Origin of the sequence: Glaciibacter kafniensis (genome assembly GCF_039538945.1) — a bacterium.
In the GTDB taxonomy this organism is placed as follows: Bacteria; Actinomycetota; Actinomycetes; order Actinomycetales; family Microbacteriaceae; genus Cryobacterium; species Cryobacterium kafniensis.
In genome coordinates, this window is the sequence record NZ_BAABCN010000004.1 from 134,041 (window position 1) to 153,577 (window position 19,537).

Genomic DNA, 19,537 nt, shown 5'->3' on the forward strand with positions numbered 1-19,537 from the left:
GGGGGGTCTCGGGTCGATCAACGAGAGACTCAGCGGACCGACTCGTCTCCCGCAACCAGACGCAACGGCTCCCCGCTCAGCGCATCGAGCGGCGAACCGGCGGCGACGGTCATCGCGCGAGCCGCGGCATCCAGAGTGACGGTGGCCAAAGTCGCCCAACGGTCGCCGAAGACCGCGTCTGGCGCCGGCACGCAGCAGAGCTGGGCTTCGTCTCCGGGTTGAGACACCAGGTACGGGATGAGCTCTGCCGCGTTCGTCGGCAGCGGCGCAGCGGCGACCCGCTCGAGCAACACCGCATAGCGCAGCTGCGAATCCGGGTCGTAGAGTCCCGGCTTCTCGCCTGCGCCCAGCCGCTCGGTCAGAAAGTGGTTGGTGTGCAACAACGCGCCGTTCTGCGGTTCCAGCACCGCGGCGCCTTGGGGGCTCAGCTCGACGATGACGGCGCCGTCGGTGCTGACGACCGTGATGGCACTGGAGGTGCTCACCGGAGCGGTGCTCAGGATCGCCACGGCTTCGGCGAGCGTGCCGGCTTCGGCCAACACCCGGGCGGCGACGAGGTGCACCGGAACGCCGAAGGCGCGGTCCTGCTGGTGCCCGAGAATGTTGAACATGATTCCGACGCCGGCGTCGTTCATACCGATCTTTCCGAGGATTCCATGCTCGGTCAGCCCGACGAAGCTGCGCGGGGTGCCCCGCACATCCTGAAGGTGCCAGCAGTGCGACAGCTCATCGTGCCAGTCCCAGGTCTGCGCGCCAACGGCGTCGGCCCGGGTGCTCACGATCGTCGAGCATTCGCCGGGCTTCGCCCCACTCGCCGCGGCCAGAATCTCGGTGCGCGCGTTCAGCGCACCGATCTGCCACAGTTCAACGCCAGCTCCTTCCGCGGTTCCGCGCATCTCCTCGACCAGCGCCGGGCTCCACCGTTCCGTCGCCGCGATCGAGGTGAGCGCATCCGCCCGCACCGCGTCTGGGGAGATGCCGACGACCTCGAAGAGCTCGAAGTAGATTCGGAGCGCATCGGCGAGGGTCTCGCGAATCGCGAGGCCACGCTCGACACCGCGCTCGTAAGCATCCGTCGACAACATCTGTACGACAGTGGGAACAGCCAGGGTCATGAGGCGATCTCCTCTCGCAGCGCGCGAATCACGCCGCGTTGTGGCTTCCAGCCGGGTTTGGGCGCACACTCCAGCAGGAGCTGCGTGTAGGGATGTTGCGGGTTCTGCAAGACGGATGCCGTGTCGCCGCGTTCCACGATGACCCCGCGGCGCATGACGACAACCGAATCGGCGATCATCTGCACGACGGTGAGGTCATGCGTGATGAAGAGGTAGGTCAGGCCCTTCGAGGTGCGCAACTCGTCCAATAGCTCCAGAATCTGCGCCTGCACCGTCACGTCGAGCGCCGCCACCGATTCGTCGAGCACGATGACCGCCGGCTCAGCGGCGAGCGCACGGGCGATCGCCACGCGCTGCCGCTGCCCACCGGAAAGCTCGTCGGGGAGCGCATCGAGGTGGCGCGGTTCGAGGCCGACCAGGGTGAAGAGCTCAACGCATCGTTCGCGCCGGGCCGCGAGACCGAGCGAGGTGTGCGCTTGGAGCACCTCGTCGACGGCGGTGCGCACGCGCAACCGGCGGTTCAGCGAGCTCTGCGGGTCCTGGAACACCATCTGAATCACTCGAGCCCTGCGGCCCAGCTCCTTGCGGTTGGCGCGCGGGGCAACCGGCTCCCCGTTGAGCAACACGGTTCCGGAATCCGCGGTCTCGAGCCCGACGATGATGCGGGCCAGTGTGGTCTTGCCTGACCCCGATTCGCCGACAACAGCCAGGCAGGTGCCGGGTTCAACGGTCAGTGACACGGCGTCAAGCGCCGTCACCGTCTGCTTGGGTCGACCGGTCGTGAACGTTTTGGTCAATGCTTCGACGACGATTGCCGGGGTGGTCATGCGGCGCCTCCGATCGTGCGGGTCCAGTTGATGCCTTGTGGCCGCGAATCCATCAAAATGCGGGTGTACGGATGCTGCGGGTTGTCCCTGAGCTGGTCAGGGACCCCGCTCTCCACGATTTCGCCGCTCTTCATCACGTTGATGCGGTCACAGACCGCCGCGGCCAGGTCGAGGTCATGGGTCACGAAGAGCATGGCCATTCCGAGGTTGCGGCGGCACTCATCGAGAATCGCCATGACTTCGGCCTGTGTCGTCACGTCGAGTGCCGTGGTCGGCTCGTCGGCCAGCATCAGCTTCGGCTTTCCGGCGATCGCCCCGGCGATCACGACCCGCTGCAGCATTCCGCCCGAGAGTTGATGCGGGTAGGCGCCGAGCACCCGGTCGACGGCGTCGATGCCGACCTGCTCCAGTAGTTCACCGGCACGCAGGCGGGCGACGCTCGTCGACAGCCCCTGCGCGTCATGCATTCCCTCGACGAGGTAACGCACCACCGGCAGAACCGGGTTCAACACGGCGTGCGGGTTCTGGGCGATCATCGACACGTCGTCTGCGCGCATCCGTCGCAGTGCCTCACCGCGCAGGCCCAACACGTCGACACCGTCGAGGGTGATGGTGCCGTCGAGCGTAGATCGGGCCGGCAAGGTGCGCAGGATGGAGCGCAGGGTCATCGACTTTCCGCTACCGGACTCACCGACCAGACCGACGGCCTCGCCGGCGGCGACGCTGATCGAGACCTCTTTCAGAATCTCGATGGAGCTGCGGTCGACCGCCAGGGCGAGCGACAGGTTCGTGATTTCAAGCATCAGGCCTTCCTCCCTGCCGCCGCGCGGCCGCCCAAACGTTCACCGATGTAGCCGAGGCTCGCCACCGTGAGCACGATGCACAGGCCGGCCAGCATGCTCTCGGCCGGGTACCCCTTGAGCAGGGATTGCTGGCCGTTGGAGACCATAAGCCCCCAGTCGGCGGCCGGCGGCTGCACGCCGAGGCCGAGGAAGGAGAGCGCGGCGAGCTCGATCATGGCGAATCCGAAATTGATCGTCGCCCCGGTCACGATCAGCGGCGCGACGTTCGGCAGCAGGTGCCTGGCCGTGATCGTGGTGCCCGAGATTCCCTGAAGTTGCGGCGAACGCACGTACGGAAGGTTGCGCTCCCGCAGCGCCGTGCTGCGGATGACCCTGGCCGTGTATGGGATGTAGGCCACGGAGAGCGCGAGCGCCGCGGTGGTCAGGCTCGGGCCGAAGACGGCGATGGCCAGCATGGCCAGCAGTAGGTTCGGAAAGGCGAACAGCAAGTCGAGCACTCGGCTGAGGAACGAGTCGACGGCCCCGCCCCACCACACGCTGATCAGCGCGATCGCCGTGCCGAAGACCGCCGTCACCGAGACGACGATGAGCGGGCCGATCAGGCTCGACCTGGCGCCCCAGAGCAGTCGGGAGAAAATGTCGCGTCCGGCCTGGTCTGTGCCGAGCAGATGCGCGGGGCTGGGGCCCTGGTAGCGCTGGGTGACCGATCCGACAGTCGGGTCGTATGGCGCGATGATCGGCGCGAGCAAAGCGCCCAGCACGACGACGAGCACGAGCACGGCGGCGGCGGTGCCGATGGGGCCCATCCGTTCAATGAAGCGTCTCATCGGGTGCGCACCTCTCGTACTCGTGGGTCGATGGAGGCGTAGAGCAGATCAACCAGCAGGTTGATGACCCCGAACGCAGCGACCATGATGATGGCGATCGCCTGAACGACCGCGAAGTCTTTCTTCTGCACGGCGTTCACCAGCAGCGTGCCGATGCCGTCGAGGGTGAAGGCGTACTCCACCACGAATGACCCCGCGATCAGGCCGGCGATGTGCACGCCGACGATCGTGCTGACCGGAAGCATCGAGTTGCGAATCACATGTCGGCGCAACACCAGACTGCCGGGCACGCCTCTGGCGCGGGCCATCACCGCATGCTCTGAGTCGCGTTCCTCCCGGATGGCGGTGCGGGTGATGCGTGCCACCACGGCGGTCGATGGCAGTGCCAACGCGATGGCGGGCAGGGTGAGGTGCCAGATTCGGTCGAAGACGCCGGTGCCGGAGCCGAAGACCGGAAACCAGCCGAGGCTGACGCTGAAGATGCTCATCAGGATGAGCGCGGCGAAGAAGGTCGGGATCGCAAACCCCAGACTTGAGCCGAGGATGACCAGCTTGTCGACGAATCCGTCTCTGGTACCGGCGATGACGCCGAGACCGATCCCGAAAAAGGTGATGAAGAGGGCGGCCATCAGAACCAGGGTCAGGGTGGTCGGGAGCCGGTCGGCCAGCAGGCTTCCGACATCCTGACGGTTGGCCAGCGACTGCCCGAAGTTGCCCTGGAGCACCTGGACGAGCCAGTTCCAGAACCGCACGAAGAAGGGGTCATCTAATGAGTACTGTTGGCGGATCGCAGCGAGCACGTCGGGCGAAACCGTGCGCCCCTGCACCAAGAAGTTCTCGGGGCTGCCCGGCGCTGCGTACATCGCGGCGAAGACGAGAAAACTCGACACCACCAATACTCCAGCGAGGGCGAGCATTCTGCGGAGGACAAACATCATTGAGAAAACCCCTTCTTCACAGCGGTGTGAACGACGCCGTACTTACTTGCCTGAGGCCCCGAGATCGGCGGCCCAGGGGTAGTAGAGGTAGACGAACGAGGCCGGCACTCCGGTGACCCGCTTGTTCAGAAACAGACGAACCGACGGGTCGACGATCGGAATCCAGGGGAGGTCTGCCATGGCAATCTCCTGGATCTGATTGGTCAGCGCAGCACGTTCGTTCTCGTCATTCGCGGCTGCGGCCTCGGCGAGCAGGCTGTCGACCTCTGGGTTGCTGTAGTCGTTGTAGTTCTGCGAGCCTCCCGTGCCGACGATTGTGCGCAGGAAGGCCAGCGGGTCGGGGACATCCATGTAGTTGTTGGTCACGAACGCATCGTGACCTTCACGGGCCTTGGGGTCGGAGAAGAAGGCACCGAACTGGGCGCTCGGGATGCCCTCCGGCTCGACCTTCAGACCGATGGCCGTCGCACCGTTCGAGATCTCGGAGATGATGTCGGCGTAGTAGCTGCGCTCTGACGGGTAGACGATCTTGATGGTCTGAGTCAGATCGACGGTGGCCTTCTTCAGAGCCTCCTTGGCGCCTTCGATATCAACAGTGCTGGGGGCGAGCTTCTCGCGACCGCTGGCGAACTCGCTGTCGCCGTAGGCCCAGCCATTGTTCGGGATGAGTGAGCGGGAGGCCTGCGCCGTGCCTTCGAAGACCGTGTCGGCAATGGCTTCGCGGTCGGTCGCCATCATCAAGGCCTGACGCACGGCTGGATCGGCGAATGCGCCGTGTCCGGTGCCGATGATCGCGACGAGCTGTACAGAACGACCGAGGAACAGGTCGCCATCTGTGGCGTTTTCGAGGGAGCTCAATGCGCCGAGCGGCACGTCATAGGACCCATCGATGGCACCGGTGCTCAGTGCATTGGAGATCGCAGCGGCATCCACGATGAAGTTGATGTCGACCTGCTTGGTCTTGGCCTTCTTCTCGGCGTTCCAGTAGCTGTCGTTGCGGATGAGCGAAATGCTCTGGCCCTGGTTCCAGTCACCGACCGAGTACGGCCCGGTGCACATGACCTGGCCGGTGGGGTTGCCGTAGTCGTCGCCGGCTGCCACGCGGTGGGCCTTCTCGACGATGTTTCCAATGGGCGTCACCATGTAGGAGTTGAAGGTGGAGTCCGGTGCCTTGAGCTTGACGGTGACTTCCCAGTCGCCGGTCTTCTCGATCGAGGCGATGTTCTCGACGATTCCGCCGGCCCAGTAGCTGCCTTCGTTGGGGTCGAGCTGGCGGCTCAGGCTGTACTGCACATCGTCGGCGGTCATCGGCTGGCCGTCCCAGAACGTCACGCCCTGGCGAACCGTGTAGATGTAGGTGGATGCGTCGGGGCTGTCGACCTTCTCGGCGAGGCCCGGCTTGATGCTGTAGTCGGGCTGCAGCTGCATCAGGCCCTCACACAGGTTCGCCACGACGGTGTTCTCCGGGTAGTTGAACGCCTTGATCGGGTCGAGCGAAGCCGGCTCTCCGAACGGAAGATTCCAGGTGGCCAGATCGAGCTCGCCGGTGGCGGCGGGCGTCGTGACCAACAGGTCGGTGAGATCCGGTGCGGTCGTCGAATTGGTGGTTGGCCCACTCGCGCAGCCGGTCAGGGCGAGTGACATCACTCCGAGGACGGCGAATGCTCTGGTTCTTTTCTTCATCGAACTTCTCCCAATGGTCATGACGCGAGGCAATCGCGTGAGCGTTTGATTTGTGACGATAGCCGACCAAAACGTTTTGTGCGAGCAGTATCCCAAAACGTTTTGTTAAATCTAGGTTTCCTGTAGTCTGCAGGGGTGAACAGCGGACAAGGGCGGCGCCGTGTGACGATCCACGATGTTGCGAAACAGGCGGGGGTCTCGATCACGACCGTGTCCCATTCGCTGAATGGCAAGGGCGTTGTTGCTGCGGCCACCAGGCAACATGTCGTCGACGTTGCCGCGAGCATGGGGTACAGCGCTGACGCCATTGCCAGGGGGCTGCGCAGCAGCCGACTCGGAGTGCTCGGCCTGGTCATCCGCCCGCTTGACTCACTCGACTCATATCAGCCGGTCGGCGTCGACTACTTCATGCGTTTCGCCGGCGCCGCGGCCGTCGAAGCACTCGATCGGGGCTTCGGCCTGATGCTGGTGCGCGATCCCACGACCTCACGGGTGCCCGACATTGCCCTCGCCGTCGACGGGTTCGTCATCTCGGACCCGATCGGCAACGATCCGGTGATTGCTCTGCTCAATCGCAACGACATCCCCCTGGTGACGGTCGGCCGCGATGTCGAACACCCAGAATTCACGGACTGGGTCGGCACTGGCGCGAATGCGGACTGCGCCGCAATCATCGCGCACCTCTGCGAACGCGGCGCGAAGAGCATCGCAATCGTCACGGGAACCGACGTCAACTCCTGGAACATCGACAGCGAAACCACGTACCTGTCCTGGGCGGCCGAGCAGGGCCAGCCGGTCATTCTCTACCGCCAGGATGAGACATCCGGCGAAGCAGGCGGACGCGCGGTCGCCGAGGAGATGTTGGCGAGCGAGTCGCCGATCCCGGATGCGGTCTACTGCCTGACCGGTCGACATGCGGCCGGCCTGCAGACGCGCCTGCAGGAGGCCGGGTACTCGATCCCGGCCGACGTTTTGGTCGTGGCCGGTTCCGATTCCGAACAGACCAGAAACAGCTCGCCGCCCATTACCTCTGTCGATCTGATGCCGGAGCGAACGGCCAGGGAGGCCGTCGCCCTGCTCGTGCGCCGACTCGAGGGCGACACCGATCTGACGCCGCCCCTGATCGAGAATGAGCTGCGGATTCGCGAGTCGACGAACCGGCATGTGAACTGACCGTCGCCGCTTTCGTCGCTGACCGGGTGCGGCATCCGCTCGTCTCGTGCACGCAAAGGAGGAGATTCGGCGACATGCCGAATCAAATCGCCGGTCTGGCACGGTGTGTTGCAGAATCTCCTCCTTTACGTCGCAGATCTCTGTGCTCCTGCGAGTGCGCGATCGCCCCACGACGAAGCACCGCGTCAGAACTGCTGTGGTTCAGTGGATCCGGCGTTGTGTAGAGTGACTGCAGACCCCCGAATCCATCTTTGATTCGGTGAGCAGGTCCCGGTTTGGGGCGGCAGGTCATCGCGACAATTGAGCCGCGCATTCCCTGTGCCCTACTGCCGATGGAGACCTCCATGACCCGCTCCCCCCTGTCTTTTGCCGCATTCGCCCTGACCGGCACCGCGCTCGTCGTCTTGAGCGGATGCGCCGCCACCGGCACCACCGCCGGCTCCGGCGCCCAGCAGACGCCGTCGAAGACCCCGACCGTCGCCGCTGCGGTCACCGTCGACAACTGTGGCACTCCGGTCACGTTCGAGGCCGCACCCGAACGCGTCGTGACGATCAAATCCACGTCGACCGAGATGCTGCTCGCGCTCGGACTCGGCGATCGCATCGTCGGCACCGCTTTCCAAGACGGCCCGGTTCCTGCGTCACTGGCCGACTCCGCATCCGCTCTCACGACCCTCTCCGACCAGCTCCCGTCGCAAGAAGTCGTGCTCAACACCGAGCCAGACCTCGTCTACGCGGGCTGGGAGTCGAACTTCTCCGCCGAAGGAGCCGGCGAGCGCGCGTCTCTCGAAGCGCTCGGCGTGCACACCTACGTCTCGCCCGCCGCCTGCAAAGAAGAGGGCTACAAGCCGACGAGCCTCGATTTCACGCAGATCTTCGGTGAGATCAGCGAGGTCGCCTCGATTTTCCACACGGATGCGACGCCCCTGCTCACCGCACAGCAGAAGACCCTCGACGGCATCACGAAATCGACCGCCGGACTGTCCGCTCTCTGGTACTCGTCGGGCGACGACACCCCGTACGTGGGTGCGGGCAGTGGCGCTCCCCAGCTCTTGCTCGACACGATCGGCCTCACGAACATCGCCGCCGACGTCAAGGACACCTGGGCCTCCTACAGCTGGGAAGCCATCGTCGAGGCGAACCCCGACGTGATCGTGCTCGTCGATGCCGCCTGGAACACCGCGGCCCAGAAGAAAGAAATGCTCGCCGCCAACCCGGCCACCGCTCGTCTCGACGCGGTGATCAACCAGCGCTACCTCACCATTCCGTTCCCGGCCAGCGAAGCCGGCGTGCGCAGTGCTGACGCGGCAGCCGATCTGTCCACCCAGCTGGCCGCGCTCAACCTGGGCGACTAGTGGTTGCGGCGTCGTCGCGGCCGGCCGGGTCTGGCCTCACCTCGGGTTCAGTCTCGGGTTCAGTCTCGGGTTCTGTGTCGGGTGCTGTCGCGGGTTCTGTGTCGGGTGCTGTCTCGGGGTCCGCCGCGGGTCCTGTCGCGGGTCTTGCCCCGGCCACGCGCGCACCGGCTCGCCGACCGCCCGGCGGCGGGTCGCGGCGGGTCGCGATCATCGCCCCGATTCTTGTTCTCCTGCTGCTGCTGTCGATTGTCGTGGCCGTCACCTTCGGCCCGGCCGACATCGGCATCGGCGAGGTCTGGGCGACCATCGCCCACCACCTCGGCATCGGCGACGGTACGTCGTCGACGCTGCGCGACGGAATCATCTGGCAGCTGCGGATGCCCCGGGTGCTGACCGCGGCACTCGTCGGCGCCGGTCTCGCCGTGAGCGGCGCGGTGATGCAGGGCCTCACCCGCAATCCGCTCGCCGATCCCTATCTGCTCGGCCTCTCCTCCGGCGCGTCGCTCGGCGCCGTCGCCGTGTTGCTGCTCGGAGTGAGTCTGCTCCTTCCAGTCGCGGCATTCGTCGGAGCACTGCTCGCCCTGACCCTGACGGTGCTGCTCGCCGGCATCGGCGGACGATTGACCCCGACCCGCATGGTGCTCGCGGGTCTCGCTGTGTCGTCACTGGCGGCATCCGTCACCAGTTTCGTGATCTTCTGGACGGCGACCGGTGATTCCTACCGCGAGATCTTGAGCTGGTTGATGGGGTCGCTCTCGGGCGCCGGCTGGTCGGCGGTCACGATCGCGGCGGTTGGCTTCGCCGTCGCGGGCCTGCCCCTGTTGTTCGCGGGGCGCCTACTGGACTCCTTCGCGTTCGGCGACACCGCCGCCGCCTCACTCGGCGTCAATGTGCAGACCGCGCGGCTCGGTTTGCTCGCCGGCACCGCCTTGCTCACCGGGGCGATGGTGTCGGTCAGCGGGTCGATCGGCTTCGTCGGGCTGATCCTGCCGCATGCTGTGCGGCTGCTGGTCGGGCCCGGCTACCGCGCACTGCTCCCGCTCGTCGCGCTCGTCGGCGCCATTTTTCTGATCTGGACCGACACGATCGCGCGCACCTTGCTCGATCCGCGGGAGATTCCCGTCGGCATCGTCACCGCCCTGATCGGCGCCCCGGTTTTCGCCCTGCTGCTCGGCCGCAATCGGAGGATCTCATGACCAGGCCGCGTTCTGAGGCGCATTCTGACGTGCACGGATCTGACGCGCACGGTTCTGAGGCGCACGGTCCGCGCGACCCTCGCGACAGTGTGCCGCGGCTCGACGCCCCACGCCTGCAAGCCCACCGCATCACCCGCACCGTCGACGGCCGCGCCCTGATCGACGGCGTCGACTGCACCGCCCCCGCCGGCACTCTCACCGCGCTCGTCGGCCCGAATGGAGCCGGAAAGTCGACCCTGCTCCGCATCCTGGCCGGCATCGATCGCCCCGATCAGGGCAGTGTCACCCAGGCCGGGACCGACCTGTTTCGCATGCCGCGGCGCGAGCGCGCCCGCCGCATTGCGCTCGTCGAGCAGGATGCCTCCACCGAGTTGGCCCTGTCGGTCACGGCGGTCGTGGCGCTCGGTCGCACCCCGCACCATTCCCTCTGGTCACATGATTCCGCTCTCGACGCCTCGATCGTGAATTCGGCGCTCGACCGCGTCGGGATGAGTGAGTATGCCGAGCGCGAGATCACGAGCCTGTCGGGAGGCGAGCGCCAGCGGGTACAACTGGCGCGGGCTCTCGCTCAGGAACCGGAGCTGCTGATCCTCGACGAGCCGACCAACCACCTCGACATTCAGGCCCAGCTGGCCACGCTGGAGCTGCTCGGCGGGCTGGCGACCCATGGCATGGCGGTGCTGGCGGCCCTGCACGACCTCGGACTCGCCGCCGCATCCAGCGACCGCGTGATCGTGTTGTCGGCCGGACGGGTCGTCGCGGCCGGGGAGACGCGCGCGGTGCTCACTGCCGAGCTCATTCGGGAGGTCTTCAACGTCGACGCGGTGCTGATCGAGAATCCGCTGACCGGGCGCCCGATGCTCGCGAGTGCGACGCTCGGCAGTGTGCGTGCGGCCGTGGCCATATCCTGTCCTGCGTCAAGCTAGGCGGTCTCCCCGGGGTCATTTCTCTCGCCGAACTGTGGCAGATGACCGTTTTCCGCGCCCGAAATGGTCATCTGCCACAGCTCGGCGGGGTGGGACGGATGGGAAATGAGTGAGCGAGCGGATGTGTCGAGGCACGCGCCCGAACCCCGACCGACATCCTTCGCCGAACTGTGGCAGATGACCGTTTTCCGCGCCCGAAATGGTCATCTGCCACAGCTCGGCGGGGTGGGTGAGGCGATGCGAGCGGATGTCGGCACCCCAGCAGGCGGGAATATCCATGCACGGAATGAGCGCGACATTCGGCAGCGCGCGTCCCGTCGCGAGCACCCAACCGGCGCAAAGGTAGGATCATTGCATGGCGGTCACCGACGAAGCGATCCTCAAGATCAAAGAGATGATCATCTCCGGCGCGCTCGGTCCTGGTGACCGGCTTCCGCCCGAAAAAGAGTTGAGCGAGCGGCTTGGGCTGTCCCGCAGTTCGATGCGAGAGGCAGTGAAAGCGCTCGAGGTCATCCGAGTGCTCGACGTGCGCCGCGGGGACGGCACCTACGTCACGAGCCTCGAGCCCCGCCTGCTGCTCGAGGCGATGTCGTTCGTCGTCGACCTGCACGATGACTCGTCGATTCTCGAGCTCTTTGCCGTTCGGCGCATCCTCGAACCAGCCGCCGCGGCCCTGGCCGCAGCGCACATGACGCCCGACATCCTCGACGAGTTGCGCTCACAGATCGGATCTGTCGACGATGCAACGAGCGTCGAGGGCCTCGTCGCCCACGACCTCGAGTTTCACGGTGCCATCGCAGCGGCGGCCGGCAACAGCTACTTGGCGAGCCTGATCGAGTCGCTGTCGAGTCACACCGTGCGTGCCCGCATCTGGCGCGGCCTCACCCAGGAGAACTCGGTGCATCGCACGCTGGCCGAGCACCGCATGATTGTGGATGCGCTCGAGCGCGGCGACGCGGAACTCGCGCAGGCTCTCACCGTGGTGCACATTTCGGGTGTCGAGCAGTGGCTGCGCGATGCGGCCACCTCGGCCTAGCTTCGCTGATCACCGCCGGAGTCGAACACGTTCGTTGATCGAGGAGCGCCCGACGGAGTCGGTGCTCCATTTCGTTGATCGAGGAGCGGCCGAGGCAGGAGGCCGCGTCTATGAGGTATATGGGCCATTTCGTTGATCGAGGAGCGCGCGAGCTTGCGAGCACGCGTCTCGAGATCTCGCGAGCCAATCCTTGAACTCGGGTTGCGTTTGAACGTCGGCTCGCGAGGTCTCGAGACACTCGCTGGCGCTCGCTCCTCGACCAACGAAATGGTGATATTCGTCCACCACAATGCCGCGCAGCGGCCCGGAAGCTCGAGATCTCGCGAGCCAATCCTTGAACTCGGGTTCAGTTCGAACACCGGCTCGCGCGGTCTCGAGACACAGAGTGCCGACCAGGGCGATGACGTCGACCGCGTTGCCCCAGCCGCCCTGCACCCGCTTGCCGAGCAGCGGCTCGAGCGCCCACCGAATGGAAAGCGGCCGCTTGCGCCGGTGAATCGCATAGGCGAGTGACAGCCCGACGATCACATAGATCGACCAGGCGTGGATGCCCCAGTGCAGGTAGGTCTGGCTCAGCGCCTGCTGCGCGAGCTGGGCCGGCGTGCCGGTGACGCCCGGCCGTGGGTTCGCGAAATGACTGAGCGGCTCACTGACCCCGTAGAACACCAGGCCGATACCCATTCCGGCAGCGAAGAGCAGGGAGAACCAGGCAGTCAGTGAGAACTCGGGTTTGTCGTCGTCGCGCCCCAGCCGAATGTCGCCAAAATGGCTGAAGCCGAGGAACAGGCTGAACACGACGAAGAACGCCGTGATCAGCACGTAATACCAGTTGAAGGTGTCGACGATGCCGGACTGAATCGACTTGAACAGGTTCTCGGCCACGTCGGGCGCCACGAGGGCGAACGTGACGAAGACGACCACGACCACAGCGGCGGGCCAAAATACCCAGCGTTTGACCATCGAGTTTTTCGTTGTCTCGGCCATGCCCTCAGGCTACGCAGTGTGTGGGCGTGGCGACAGAGCGGGTTGTGCACCGCAGCCTCACTAGGCTGGTGCAGCCGATTGTGGCATCTGCAACGAAGGAGAACACATGCTCAAGGGAATCGATCCACTGCTCAACGGCGATCTGCTGAAGATTCTCGACGACATGGGACACGGCGACCAGCTGCTCCTCGTCGACCGCAACTACCCGGCATTCGCGTCGGGGCGTCCGGTCATCCGGCTCGGCGAAGCCACCGCGGTGCGCGCGCTGGAGGCCATCCTGAGCGTGTTTCCCCTTGATTCCTACGTCGAGACGCCGCTCGAGCGGATGGAGGTCGACGACGATCCGAGCATCGTGACGGAGTCACAGGCTGCCGTGCTGGAGCTGGCGCGCGCCGCGCACGACCGCCCGCTCGAGTTCGGAATCATTCCCCGACTCGACTTCTATCAGCGCGCGAAGAACGCCTACGCAATCGTGCACATCCTCGAAACGCTGCCGTACAGCTGCTTCTTGCTGCAGAAGGGTGTCGTCTTCGTCGACTAACCGCATCCGTCGACGAGGCCTCGCTTCAGAACGGATGCCCTCGGCCGGGCCGGTCAGACGTGCTGCGCGGGTTCGGCGCCGCTGCGCCGGTCGGCGCCAACGCGCGCAGCGGCGCCCGACCCGCGCGACGGCCTTCCGGGCAGCGACCGGAACCGCCGCCCGCACGGCGCCTACAGGCCGCGACGCACCGCGGCCTCGAACTCCTCGGCCGATCGATCGCTGACATCGCTCTGGAGCGCGGCGAGGATGACCGCAGGGGCCGCGGTGAAGTAGCTCACCCCCGCAGCAGCGAGGTCGATGATATCGGCGGGGGTGCGCAGGCTCGCCGCCAACACCTCGGTGCCGGTGCCCGCGATGAGCTGCTGCATGGCGGCGATCTCCGCGACTCCGTCCCGACCGGCATCCTTCAGCCGGCCCAGGTACGGCGCCACATAGCGCACGCCCATCGATGCAGCGGCGAGCGCCTGCGCCTGTGAATACACCGCGGTCACGAGCACGCTTGCCCCCTCGGCGACGAGCGTGCTGGCCGCGGCGAAACCGATCCGGGTCGCCGGAACCTTGACGACCGCCCGCGAGCCGAGCGTGAGAATGCTGTGTGCGTTGCGCAGCATTTCTGTCTTGCTCTCACCCCAGGCTTGGAAGAAGATCTCCTCGGCGCCCTCGCCCTCCCAGCGCGCATACAGTGCGGGGATGTCGCGCACTCCGCGCTCCGCGCGTTCCAGAATCGTCGGGTTGGTTGTCACCCCATGAACCAGGCCGTCGGCCAGCAGCTCACCGACTTCGGTGAGGACTGCACTGTCGGCGTAAAAACGGATCTCGCGAGGCATGGCCAAACTCTCCTTCTGAGGTGCAGGTGGCACCGCATCGATTCTGAGCGCGTGCGAGCGACGGCACCGAAAATCAGCCGCGCTCCACTCATTCCTGTCCGCTAATGTACTTAATGCCGGGGCTGGGCGTCCACATGGCCGCATTTGAGGGCGCCGGAACTGTGAAAGGGATTCATGAGCCAGACAACGTTGTCGGACGCCGCCGCGCACTCCGAAGTCGGAGGTGTGCTCATTGTGGGCAGCATCACCGCCGACCTCACCACCTTCTCCCGCCGTCTCCCGGCCCGCGGTGAGACGATTCTCGGCGACGATTTCACGCTCGTGCTCGGCGGCAAGGGCGCCAACCAGGCGGTGGCGGCCGGCCTCGCCGGCGGTTCGGCGCGCATGGTCGCCTGCGTCGGCACCGACCTCTTTTCGAATCTGGTCACCGACGGCCTCCGCGCCGCCGGCGTCAACATCGACCACGTGCGCGCGGTTGGCGGCCCGACCGGCATCGCGCACATTCGTGTCGACGACTCGGGGGAGAACGACATCGTGATGGTGCCGCTGGCCAACTCGGCCCTCAGCGAGACCCAGATCGACTCCGCATTCGCCCAGCACGGTGCCACCTCGAAGGTGCTGCTCACGCAGCTCGAAATTCCCTGGGCACTGACCCAGTACGCCATCCGCAAGGGCAGGGAGGCCGACTTGACCGTCGTGCTCGACCCCGCCCCTGCGGCAGTGCTCGACGATGCGATCTGGCCGCTGGTCGACATCGTCACTCCCAACGAGACCGAGGCCACCATCCTCACCGGGATCGCCGTGACCGACGAGGCATCCGCCATTGAAGCCGGGCGCTGGTTCACCACGCGCGGCGCGCGCTATGCCCTGATCACCATGGCCGCGGCGGGTGCCGTGCTGGTCTCCGCCGACGATGTGGTGCGATTCGCGGCCATCCCCGTCACCGCGGTCGACACGACCGCGGCCGGCGATGCATTCGCCGGCTACCTCGGGGCCTCCCTCGCCCTCGGCTATCCGCTTCCTGACGCCATCGAGCGGGCCATCGCGGCCGGCTCGTTGACCGTCACGAAGCGCGGAGCCTCACCCAGCCTCCCCCACCGTGACGATGTCGACGCACTGCTCGCCTCTGCACGACAACTGACCCGATGACAAAGGCCCACTGATGAACACAGCTGATTTGCTTGCCGCGCAGCCCGATGCGACGCCGACACCCGATACCCGCGGCGACACCCTGGGCGATACGGGAGACCTCGACCGCCATTCCGCGCTGCCGATGTACCACCAGCTCAAACACCGCATCATCGAGGACATCGCGCGCCTGAACCTGCGCCCCGGCGACGTGCTGCCGGGCGAGCACAGGCTCTGCGAACAGTTCGGCGTCTCCCGCACCGTGGTGCGCCAGGCGCTGTCGCAGCTCGAACATCAGGGTGTCATCGACCGGGTCAAGGGCAAGGGCACCTTCGTGGCCTACCCGAAGACCCCCGAGAGCCTCGTGCACACCCTCACCGGCCTCTTCGAGGAAGTCACCGCCCGCGGCGGGCACGTGCACAGCGATGTGCGTCGGCAAGAGGTGGTTCCCGCCGACGATGAGGTAGCGGATGCCCTTGGCGTCGCGCTCTCGACTCCGGTCGTCGCCATCGACCGGCTCCGGTTCATCGACAGCGAGCCGTGGTCGTGGACCACCACCTACCTGCCCTACGAGGTCGGTGCCTTGGTGCTCAACGAAGATCTCCGCGACCAGTCCCTGTACGCCTTGCTCGCGACGCACGGCGTGCGCGCGGTGCGCGGTGTGCGTTCGGCGGAGGCCTCCTCGGCCGATCCGGAGCAGAGCGCCCTGCTCGGCGTGAATGTCGGCCAGGCTCTTCTCGTGCTGCGCAGCGTCGGCTACGACGAGCTCGACCGCCCGATGGAGTATTTCATCGCCTACCACCGCGGTGACCGCAGCCGGTTCGAATTTCAGCTCACCGCATCGCCGGACGACCAGAGCACGGCGGCGCTGCGGCATACCGGCACCAGCTAGCCAGACCCGGCGCCGAACTGTGCCACATGACCGTTTCCGCGTGCGAAAACCCGTCATGTGACACAGTTCGACGAGTGGGGAACGTCACGACGCCGGGTCGGATTCGGAGACCGGCCCTGATTTTCAACCTGTAATTACAGGCTGCCTGTAATTACAGGTAGGGTGAATTTGCCGCAGAGCAGCAGCACACCGACCGAGGAGACCGCCGTGTCAGAGTATTCCCCCCTTCCCGTTCCCCCGATGAGCATCCGGTTCGACCCGGCGGCGGGAACTCTCAGCCCCGAAGGCCCGACCCTGACCCGTCGCATGTCCGACCTCGAAGGGTTGTTCCGTGACCGCGCCGCCTGGGAGCAGGCCGTTGCCGACGGCGACCCCGTCGTCTACTCCGTCGTCTCCTCGCAGGTTCCCGAAGTCGACCGCGAACTGCCGCAGTCGATCACCACGATCCAGCCAGGTGCCACCGGCGGAGAACTCTGGATGACCAAGGGCCACCAGCACCCGAACCACCAGGGCGAGATCTACCTGGGCATCTCCGGCCGCGGCGGACTACTGATGTTCGACGGCGCCGAGACCCGCTGGGTCGAGATGACGCCCGGCACGATCGGCTACATGCCGCCCGGCTGGGCGCACCGCAGCATCAACATCGGCTCCGAGCCGTACTCCTTTCTCGCCGTCTACCCGGGCGGGGCCGGCCACGACTACGGCTGGGTGTTGGAGCACGGCATGGGCCTGCGCGTGTTGGCCGCCACCGACGACAACACCGCCGCCAACGGCAACACCGGCACCGACACGGGCGTCGAGTTCGTCGCATACTCCGGGGACTGACACCATGATCATCGCCCACGACCTCGGCACGACCGGAAACAAGGCGTCTCTGCACCACGATGACGGGCGCCTCGTCGCCGCGATCACCGTCAGCTACGGCGTGAACTTCGGATCGGGCGGCTCCGCAGAGCAGAACCCAGAGGACTGGTGGAACGCCGTAGTCGAAGCCACCCGCACCCTGATCACGCGCTCGGAAGTCAACCCGTCCGACGTGACCGGCTTGACGGTCAGCGGCCAGATGATGGGCGCCGTTTTGCTCGACGCCGCGTACCTCCCAGTGCGGCCCGCGTTGATCTGGGCCGACACCCGCAGCACCGCGCAGACCGCCGAGCTGGAGCGCCGCATCGGCCAGGAGCGCGGCTACGCACTGCTCGGCCACCGGTTGAACCCCACCTACTCGCTGGAGAAGGTGATGTGGGTGCGCGACAACGAACCCGATGTGTTCGAGCGCGTGCGTCACTTCTGCGTGGCGAAAGACTTCATCGCCCACCGACTCACCGGTCGCCTCGCCACCGACCGATCGGATGCGTCTGGCACGAACGCCTATGACCAAAGCGTGGGCGCATGGTCGACCGAGCTGATCGAGGCTGCGGGCCTGCCCGCCTCGATCTTTCCGGAGATTCTCGATTCGACCGACATCCTCGGCACGCTCACCGCCGCATCCGCCGACCTGATCGGCCTGAATCGCAGCACGCGCGTCGTGATGGGTGGCGGCGACGGACCGATCGCCGCGGTCGGCGCCGGCGTCGTCGCGCCCGAAGACGGTGCCTATGTCTGCCTCGGCACCTCCTCCTGGATCTCGTTCGCGAGCACCACGCCCGTGCACGACCCGTTGATGCGCACCATGACCTTCAATCACGTCGTTCCGGGCAGCTTCGTGCCGACCGCGACGATGCAGGCCGGTGGCGCCGCGCTGCAGTGGGTCACCGAATTGGTCACCCCCGAACCGTCGGGCGCCGCGCTGTCGACCCTCGTCGCCGAAGCATCGACCGCCGACGCGGCCACCGGAGGGCTCTACTTTCTCCCCTACCTCCTCGGGGAGCGTTCCCCGCATTGGAACCCCGATGCCGCCGGCGCGTTTCTCGGCATCTCTCGACACCATGGCCGAGCCGAAATGGCCAAGGCTGTGCTGGAGGGCGTGGCGTTCAACCTGCTGAGCTGCATCCAGGCCTTCCGTGAGTCTGGCGCACCCATCGAACGCGTCGATGCGATCGGCGGCGGCGCCGCCAGCGATGTCTGGTTGCAGATCATGGCCGACATCTGGGGCGTGACCGTGCGCCGACGCACGATTGTCGAAGAGGGCAACAGCTTGGGCGCGGCAGTGACCGCTGCCGTCGGGCTCGGCCTGGTCGATGACTTCGGCGCGGCGCGCGACCTCTCCGAGGTGACGGCCGAGTTCACGCCAGACGCCTCCCGCCACACCGATTACCTCGAACGCCACGCCCTCTTCACCGACGGCTACCAGCGCCTCGAACCCTGGTTTGCGAAACGAATGGGCAACTGATGAGCACGATTCTCGCGACCAGCCGCTCCTTCTCCTCCGGCTCGGTCGACCTCGTCAACCGCCTGGCCGCGGCCGGGCACTGCGTCGTGACTGGACCGGCCGACCATTCACTGGATGCGTTGCGGCCGTTGCTGCAGGATGCCGTCGGCTGGGTCGCCGGCACCGGCCCGGTGACCGCCGCCCACCTCGACGCGGCGCCGAATCTGCGTGTTGTTGCCCGTTACGGCGTCGGCTTCGAGGCCGTCGACGTGCAGGCCGCCGCCGAGCGCGGCATCATCGTGACGAACACCCCAGGCGCCAACAGCGATGCGGTCGCCGACCACGCGGTCGGCCTGATGCTGGCCGCACTTCGCGGCACGACCCTCGGCGACCGCCGGGTGCGTGCCGGCGATTGGTCGGTGTTTCGCGGCAGGGAACTCGGCTCGCTCACCGTCGGCATCGTCGGTTTCGGGCGCATCGGCCAGGGCGTCGCGCGACGTCTCTCCGGCTTCGGCTCCCGCATTCTCGCCCACGACCCCTGGCAGAGCGACGCACAGCTGATCGAGGCCGGCGCAACCCCGTCGAGCATCGCGGCGATGGCCGGCGACTGCGATGTGATCACCCTGCACGCTCCGGGGGGAGCCACGATCGTGACACGTGTCTGGCTCGCATCCGCCCGCCCCGGGCTGGTGATCATCAACACGGCCCGGCCAGATCTCATCGACGAAGACGCCGTGGCCGACGCGCTGCGGGCGGGCACCGTGGCCGCGTTTGCGGCCGACACCCTGGCCGGCGACACCCGGGGCGATGCCTCGGCGTTGCTGGCCGACGACCTCGCCGACCGGGTGCTCGTGACCCCGCACTTCGGGGCCCAAACCGTCGAAGCCGTCGACAACATGGGTTCGATCGCCGTGACCAACCTGCTCGCGGTTCTCGCGGGCGACACCCCTCCCCATCTCGTTACCCCGAAAGGCTGAG

At 66.4% G+C, this 19,537-nt stretch carries 18 protein-coding genes and 1 pseudogene; 11 read left to right on the forward strand and 8 right to left on the reverse strand.

What is annotated here, in order from left to right; genetic code table 11:
- Nucleotides 1–29 precede the first annotated feature (29 nt).
- Genes ABD791_RS09875 through ABD791_RS09900 form a run of 6 tightly spaced genes read right to left on the reverse strand, consistent with a single transcriptional unit; the run spans nucleotide 30 to nucleotide 6,193 of the window.
- Nucleotides 30–1,115: a C45 family autoproteolytic acyltransferase/hydrolase gene (locus tag ABD791_RS09875; RefSeq protein WP_345065602.1), complete on the reverse strand. Its 1,086-nt coding sequence runs from the start codon at nucleotides 1,113–1,115 to the stop codon at nucleotides 30–32.
- Nucleotides 1,112–1,942 (reverse strand): ABC transporter ATP-binding protein, encoded by an 831-nt coding sequence (locus ABD791_RS09880; protein WP_345065605.1) that lies wholly within the window; start codon nucleotides 1,940–1,942, stop codon nucleotides 1,112–1,114. The genes ABD791_RS09875 and ABD791_RS09880 overlap by 4 nt, the downstream gene beginning before the upstream one ends.
- Nucleotides 1,939–2,745 carry an ABC transporter ATP-binding protein gene (locus tag ABD791_RS09885; protein WP_345065608.1) on the reverse strand — a complete coding sequence of 269 codons (807 nt, stop codon included), beginning with the start codon at nucleotides 2,743–2,745 and terminating at the stop codon, nucleotides 1,939–1,941. The genes ABD791_RS09880 and ABD791_RS09885 overlap by 4 nt, the downstream gene beginning before the upstream one ends.
- Complete coding sequence (locus tag ABD791_RS09890) at nucleotides 2,745–3,572, reverse strand: ABC transporter permease (protein ID WP_345065611.1); 828 nt, start codon at nucleotides 3,570–3,572, stop codon at nucleotides 2,745–2,747. The genes ABD791_RS09885 and ABD791_RS09890 overlap by 1 nt, the downstream gene beginning before the upstream one ends.
- Complete coding sequence (locus ABD791_RS09895; RefSeq protein ID WP_345065614.1) at nucleotides 3,569–4,510, reverse strand: ABC transporter permease; 942 nt, start codon at nucleotides 4,508–4,510, stop codon at nucleotides 3,569–3,571. The genes ABD791_RS09890 and ABD791_RS09895 overlap by 4 nt, the downstream gene beginning before the upstream one ends.
- Nucleotides 4,511–4,552: 42 nt before the next feature.
- Complete coding sequence (locus tag ABD791_RS09900; RefSeq protein ID WP_345065617.1) at nucleotides 4,553–6,193, reverse strand: ABC transporter substrate-binding protein; 1,641 nt, start codon at nucleotides 6,191–6,193, stop codon at nucleotides 4,553–4,555.
- A gap of 135 nt (nucleotides 6,194–6,328) precedes the next feature.
- Between ABD791_RS09900 and ABD791_RS09905 the strand changes: the two genes are divergently transcribed.
- From ABD791_RS09905 to ABD791_RS09925, 5 genes are all read left to right on the forward strand, one after another.
- Nucleotides 6,329–7,366 carry a LacI family DNA-binding transcriptional regulator gene (locus tag ABD791_RS09905; RefSeq protein WP_345065620.1) on the forward strand — a complete coding sequence of 346 codons (1,038 nt, stop codon included), beginning with the start codon at nucleotides 6,329–6,331 and terminating at the stop codon, nucleotides 7,364–7,366.
- 344 nt (nucleotides 7,367–7,710) lie between these two features.
- Nucleotides 7,711–8,721 carry a putative F420-0 ABC transporter substrate-binding protein gene (locus tag ABD791_RS09910; RefSeq protein WP_345065623.1) on the forward strand — a complete coding sequence of 337 codons (1,011 nt, stop codon included), beginning with the start codon at nucleotides 7,711–7,713 and terminating at the stop codon, nucleotides 8,719–8,721.
- Nucleotides 8,722–8,927: 206 nt separating this feature from the next.
- Nucleotides 8,928–9,917 (forward strand): putative F420-0 ABC transporter permease subunit, encoded by a 990-nt coding sequence (locus ABD791_RS09915; protein WP_345066177.1) that lies wholly within the window; start codon nucleotides 8,928–8,930, stop codon nucleotides 9,915–9,917.
- Nucleotides 9,914–10,843 (forward strand): ABC transporter ATP-binding protein, encoded by a 930-nt coding sequence (locus ABD791_RS09920; protein WP_345065625.1) that lies wholly within the window; start codon nucleotides 9,914–9,916, stop codon nucleotides 10,841–10,843. The genes ABD791_RS09915 and ABD791_RS09920 overlap by 4 nt, the downstream gene beginning before the upstream one ends.
- A gap of 355 nt (nucleotides 10,844–11,198) precedes the next feature.
- Nucleotides 11,199–11,879, forward strand: a complete 681-nt coding sequence (locus tag ABD791_RS09925; RefSeq protein ID WP_345065629.1) for a FadR/GntR family transcriptional regulator — start codon at nucleotides 11,199–11,201, stop codon at nucleotides 11,877–11,879.
- Nucleotides 11,880–12,260: 381 nt separating this feature from the next.
- On the opposite strand, the pseudogene ABD791_RS09930 reads toward ABD791_RS09925, so the two are convergent.
- Nucleotides 12,261–12,863 (reverse strand): annotated as a pseudogene (locus ABD791_RS09930) (BCCT family transporter); the annotation flags it as partial.
- Between the two features lie 106 nt (nucleotides 12,864–12,969).
- On the opposite strand from ABD791_RS09930, the gene ABD791_RS09935 reads away from it, so the two are divergent.
- Nucleotides 12,970–13,404, forward strand: a complete 435-nt coding sequence (locus ABD791_RS09935) for an RbsD/FucU family protein (protein WP_345065631.1) — start codon at nucleotides 12,970–12,972, stop codon at nucleotides 13,402–13,404.
- Between the two features lie 170 nt (nucleotides 13,405–13,574).
- On the opposite strand, the gene ABD791_RS09940 is transcribed toward ABD791_RS09935, so the two are convergent.
- Nucleotides 13,575–14,231 carry a transaldolase family protein gene (locus ABD791_RS09940; RefSeq protein WP_345065634.1) on the reverse strand — a complete coding sequence of 219 codons (657 nt, stop codon included), beginning with the start codon at nucleotides 14,229–14,231 and terminating at the stop codon, nucleotides 13,575–13,577.
- A gap of 174 nt (nucleotides 14,232–14,405) precedes the next feature.
- Between ABD791_RS09940 and ABD791_RS09945 the strand changes: the two genes are divergently transcribed.
- The 5 genes from ABD791_RS09945 (at nucleotide 14,406) to ABD791_RS09965 (ending at nucleotide 19,536) form a co-directional block, all read left to right on the forward strand.
- Nucleotides 14,406–15,380: a ribokinase gene (locus ABD791_RS09945; RefSeq protein ID WP_345065637.1), complete on the forward strand. Its 975-nt coding sequence runs from the start codon at nucleotides 14,406–14,408 to the stop codon at nucleotides 15,378–15,380.
- Between the two features lie 13 nt (nucleotides 15,381–15,393).
- Nucleotides 15,394–16,251 (forward strand): GntR family transcriptional regulator, encoded by an 858-nt coding sequence (locus ABD791_RS09950; protein ID WP_345065640.1) that lies wholly within the window; start codon nucleotides 15,394–15,396, stop codon nucleotides 16,249–16,251.
- A 207-nt stretch (nucleotides 16,252–16,458) separates the two neighbouring features.
- On the forward strand, nucleotides 16,459–17,076 hold the full coding sequence (locus ABD791_RS09955) for a glucose-6-phosphate isomerase family protein (RefSeq protein WP_345065643.1): 618 nt from the start codon (nucleotides 16,459–16,461) through the stop codon (nucleotides 17,074–17,076).
- 4 nt (nucleotides 17,077–17,080) lie between these two features.
- A complete protein-coding gene (gene xylB, locus ABD791_RS09960; RefSeq protein ID WP_345065646.1) occupies nucleotides 17,081–18,580 on the forward strand; it encodes a xylulokinase in 1,500 nt (499 codons plus the stop codon).
- Nucleotides 18,580–19,536: an NAD(P)-dependent oxidoreductase gene (locus tag ABD791_RS09965; protein WP_345065649.1), complete on the forward strand. Its 957-nt coding sequence runs from the start codon at nucleotides 18,580–18,582 to the stop codon at nucleotides 19,534–19,536. The genes xylB and ABD791_RS09965 overlap by 1 nt, the downstream gene beginning before the upstream one ends.
- Nucleotide 19,537 lies beyond the last annotated feature (1 nt).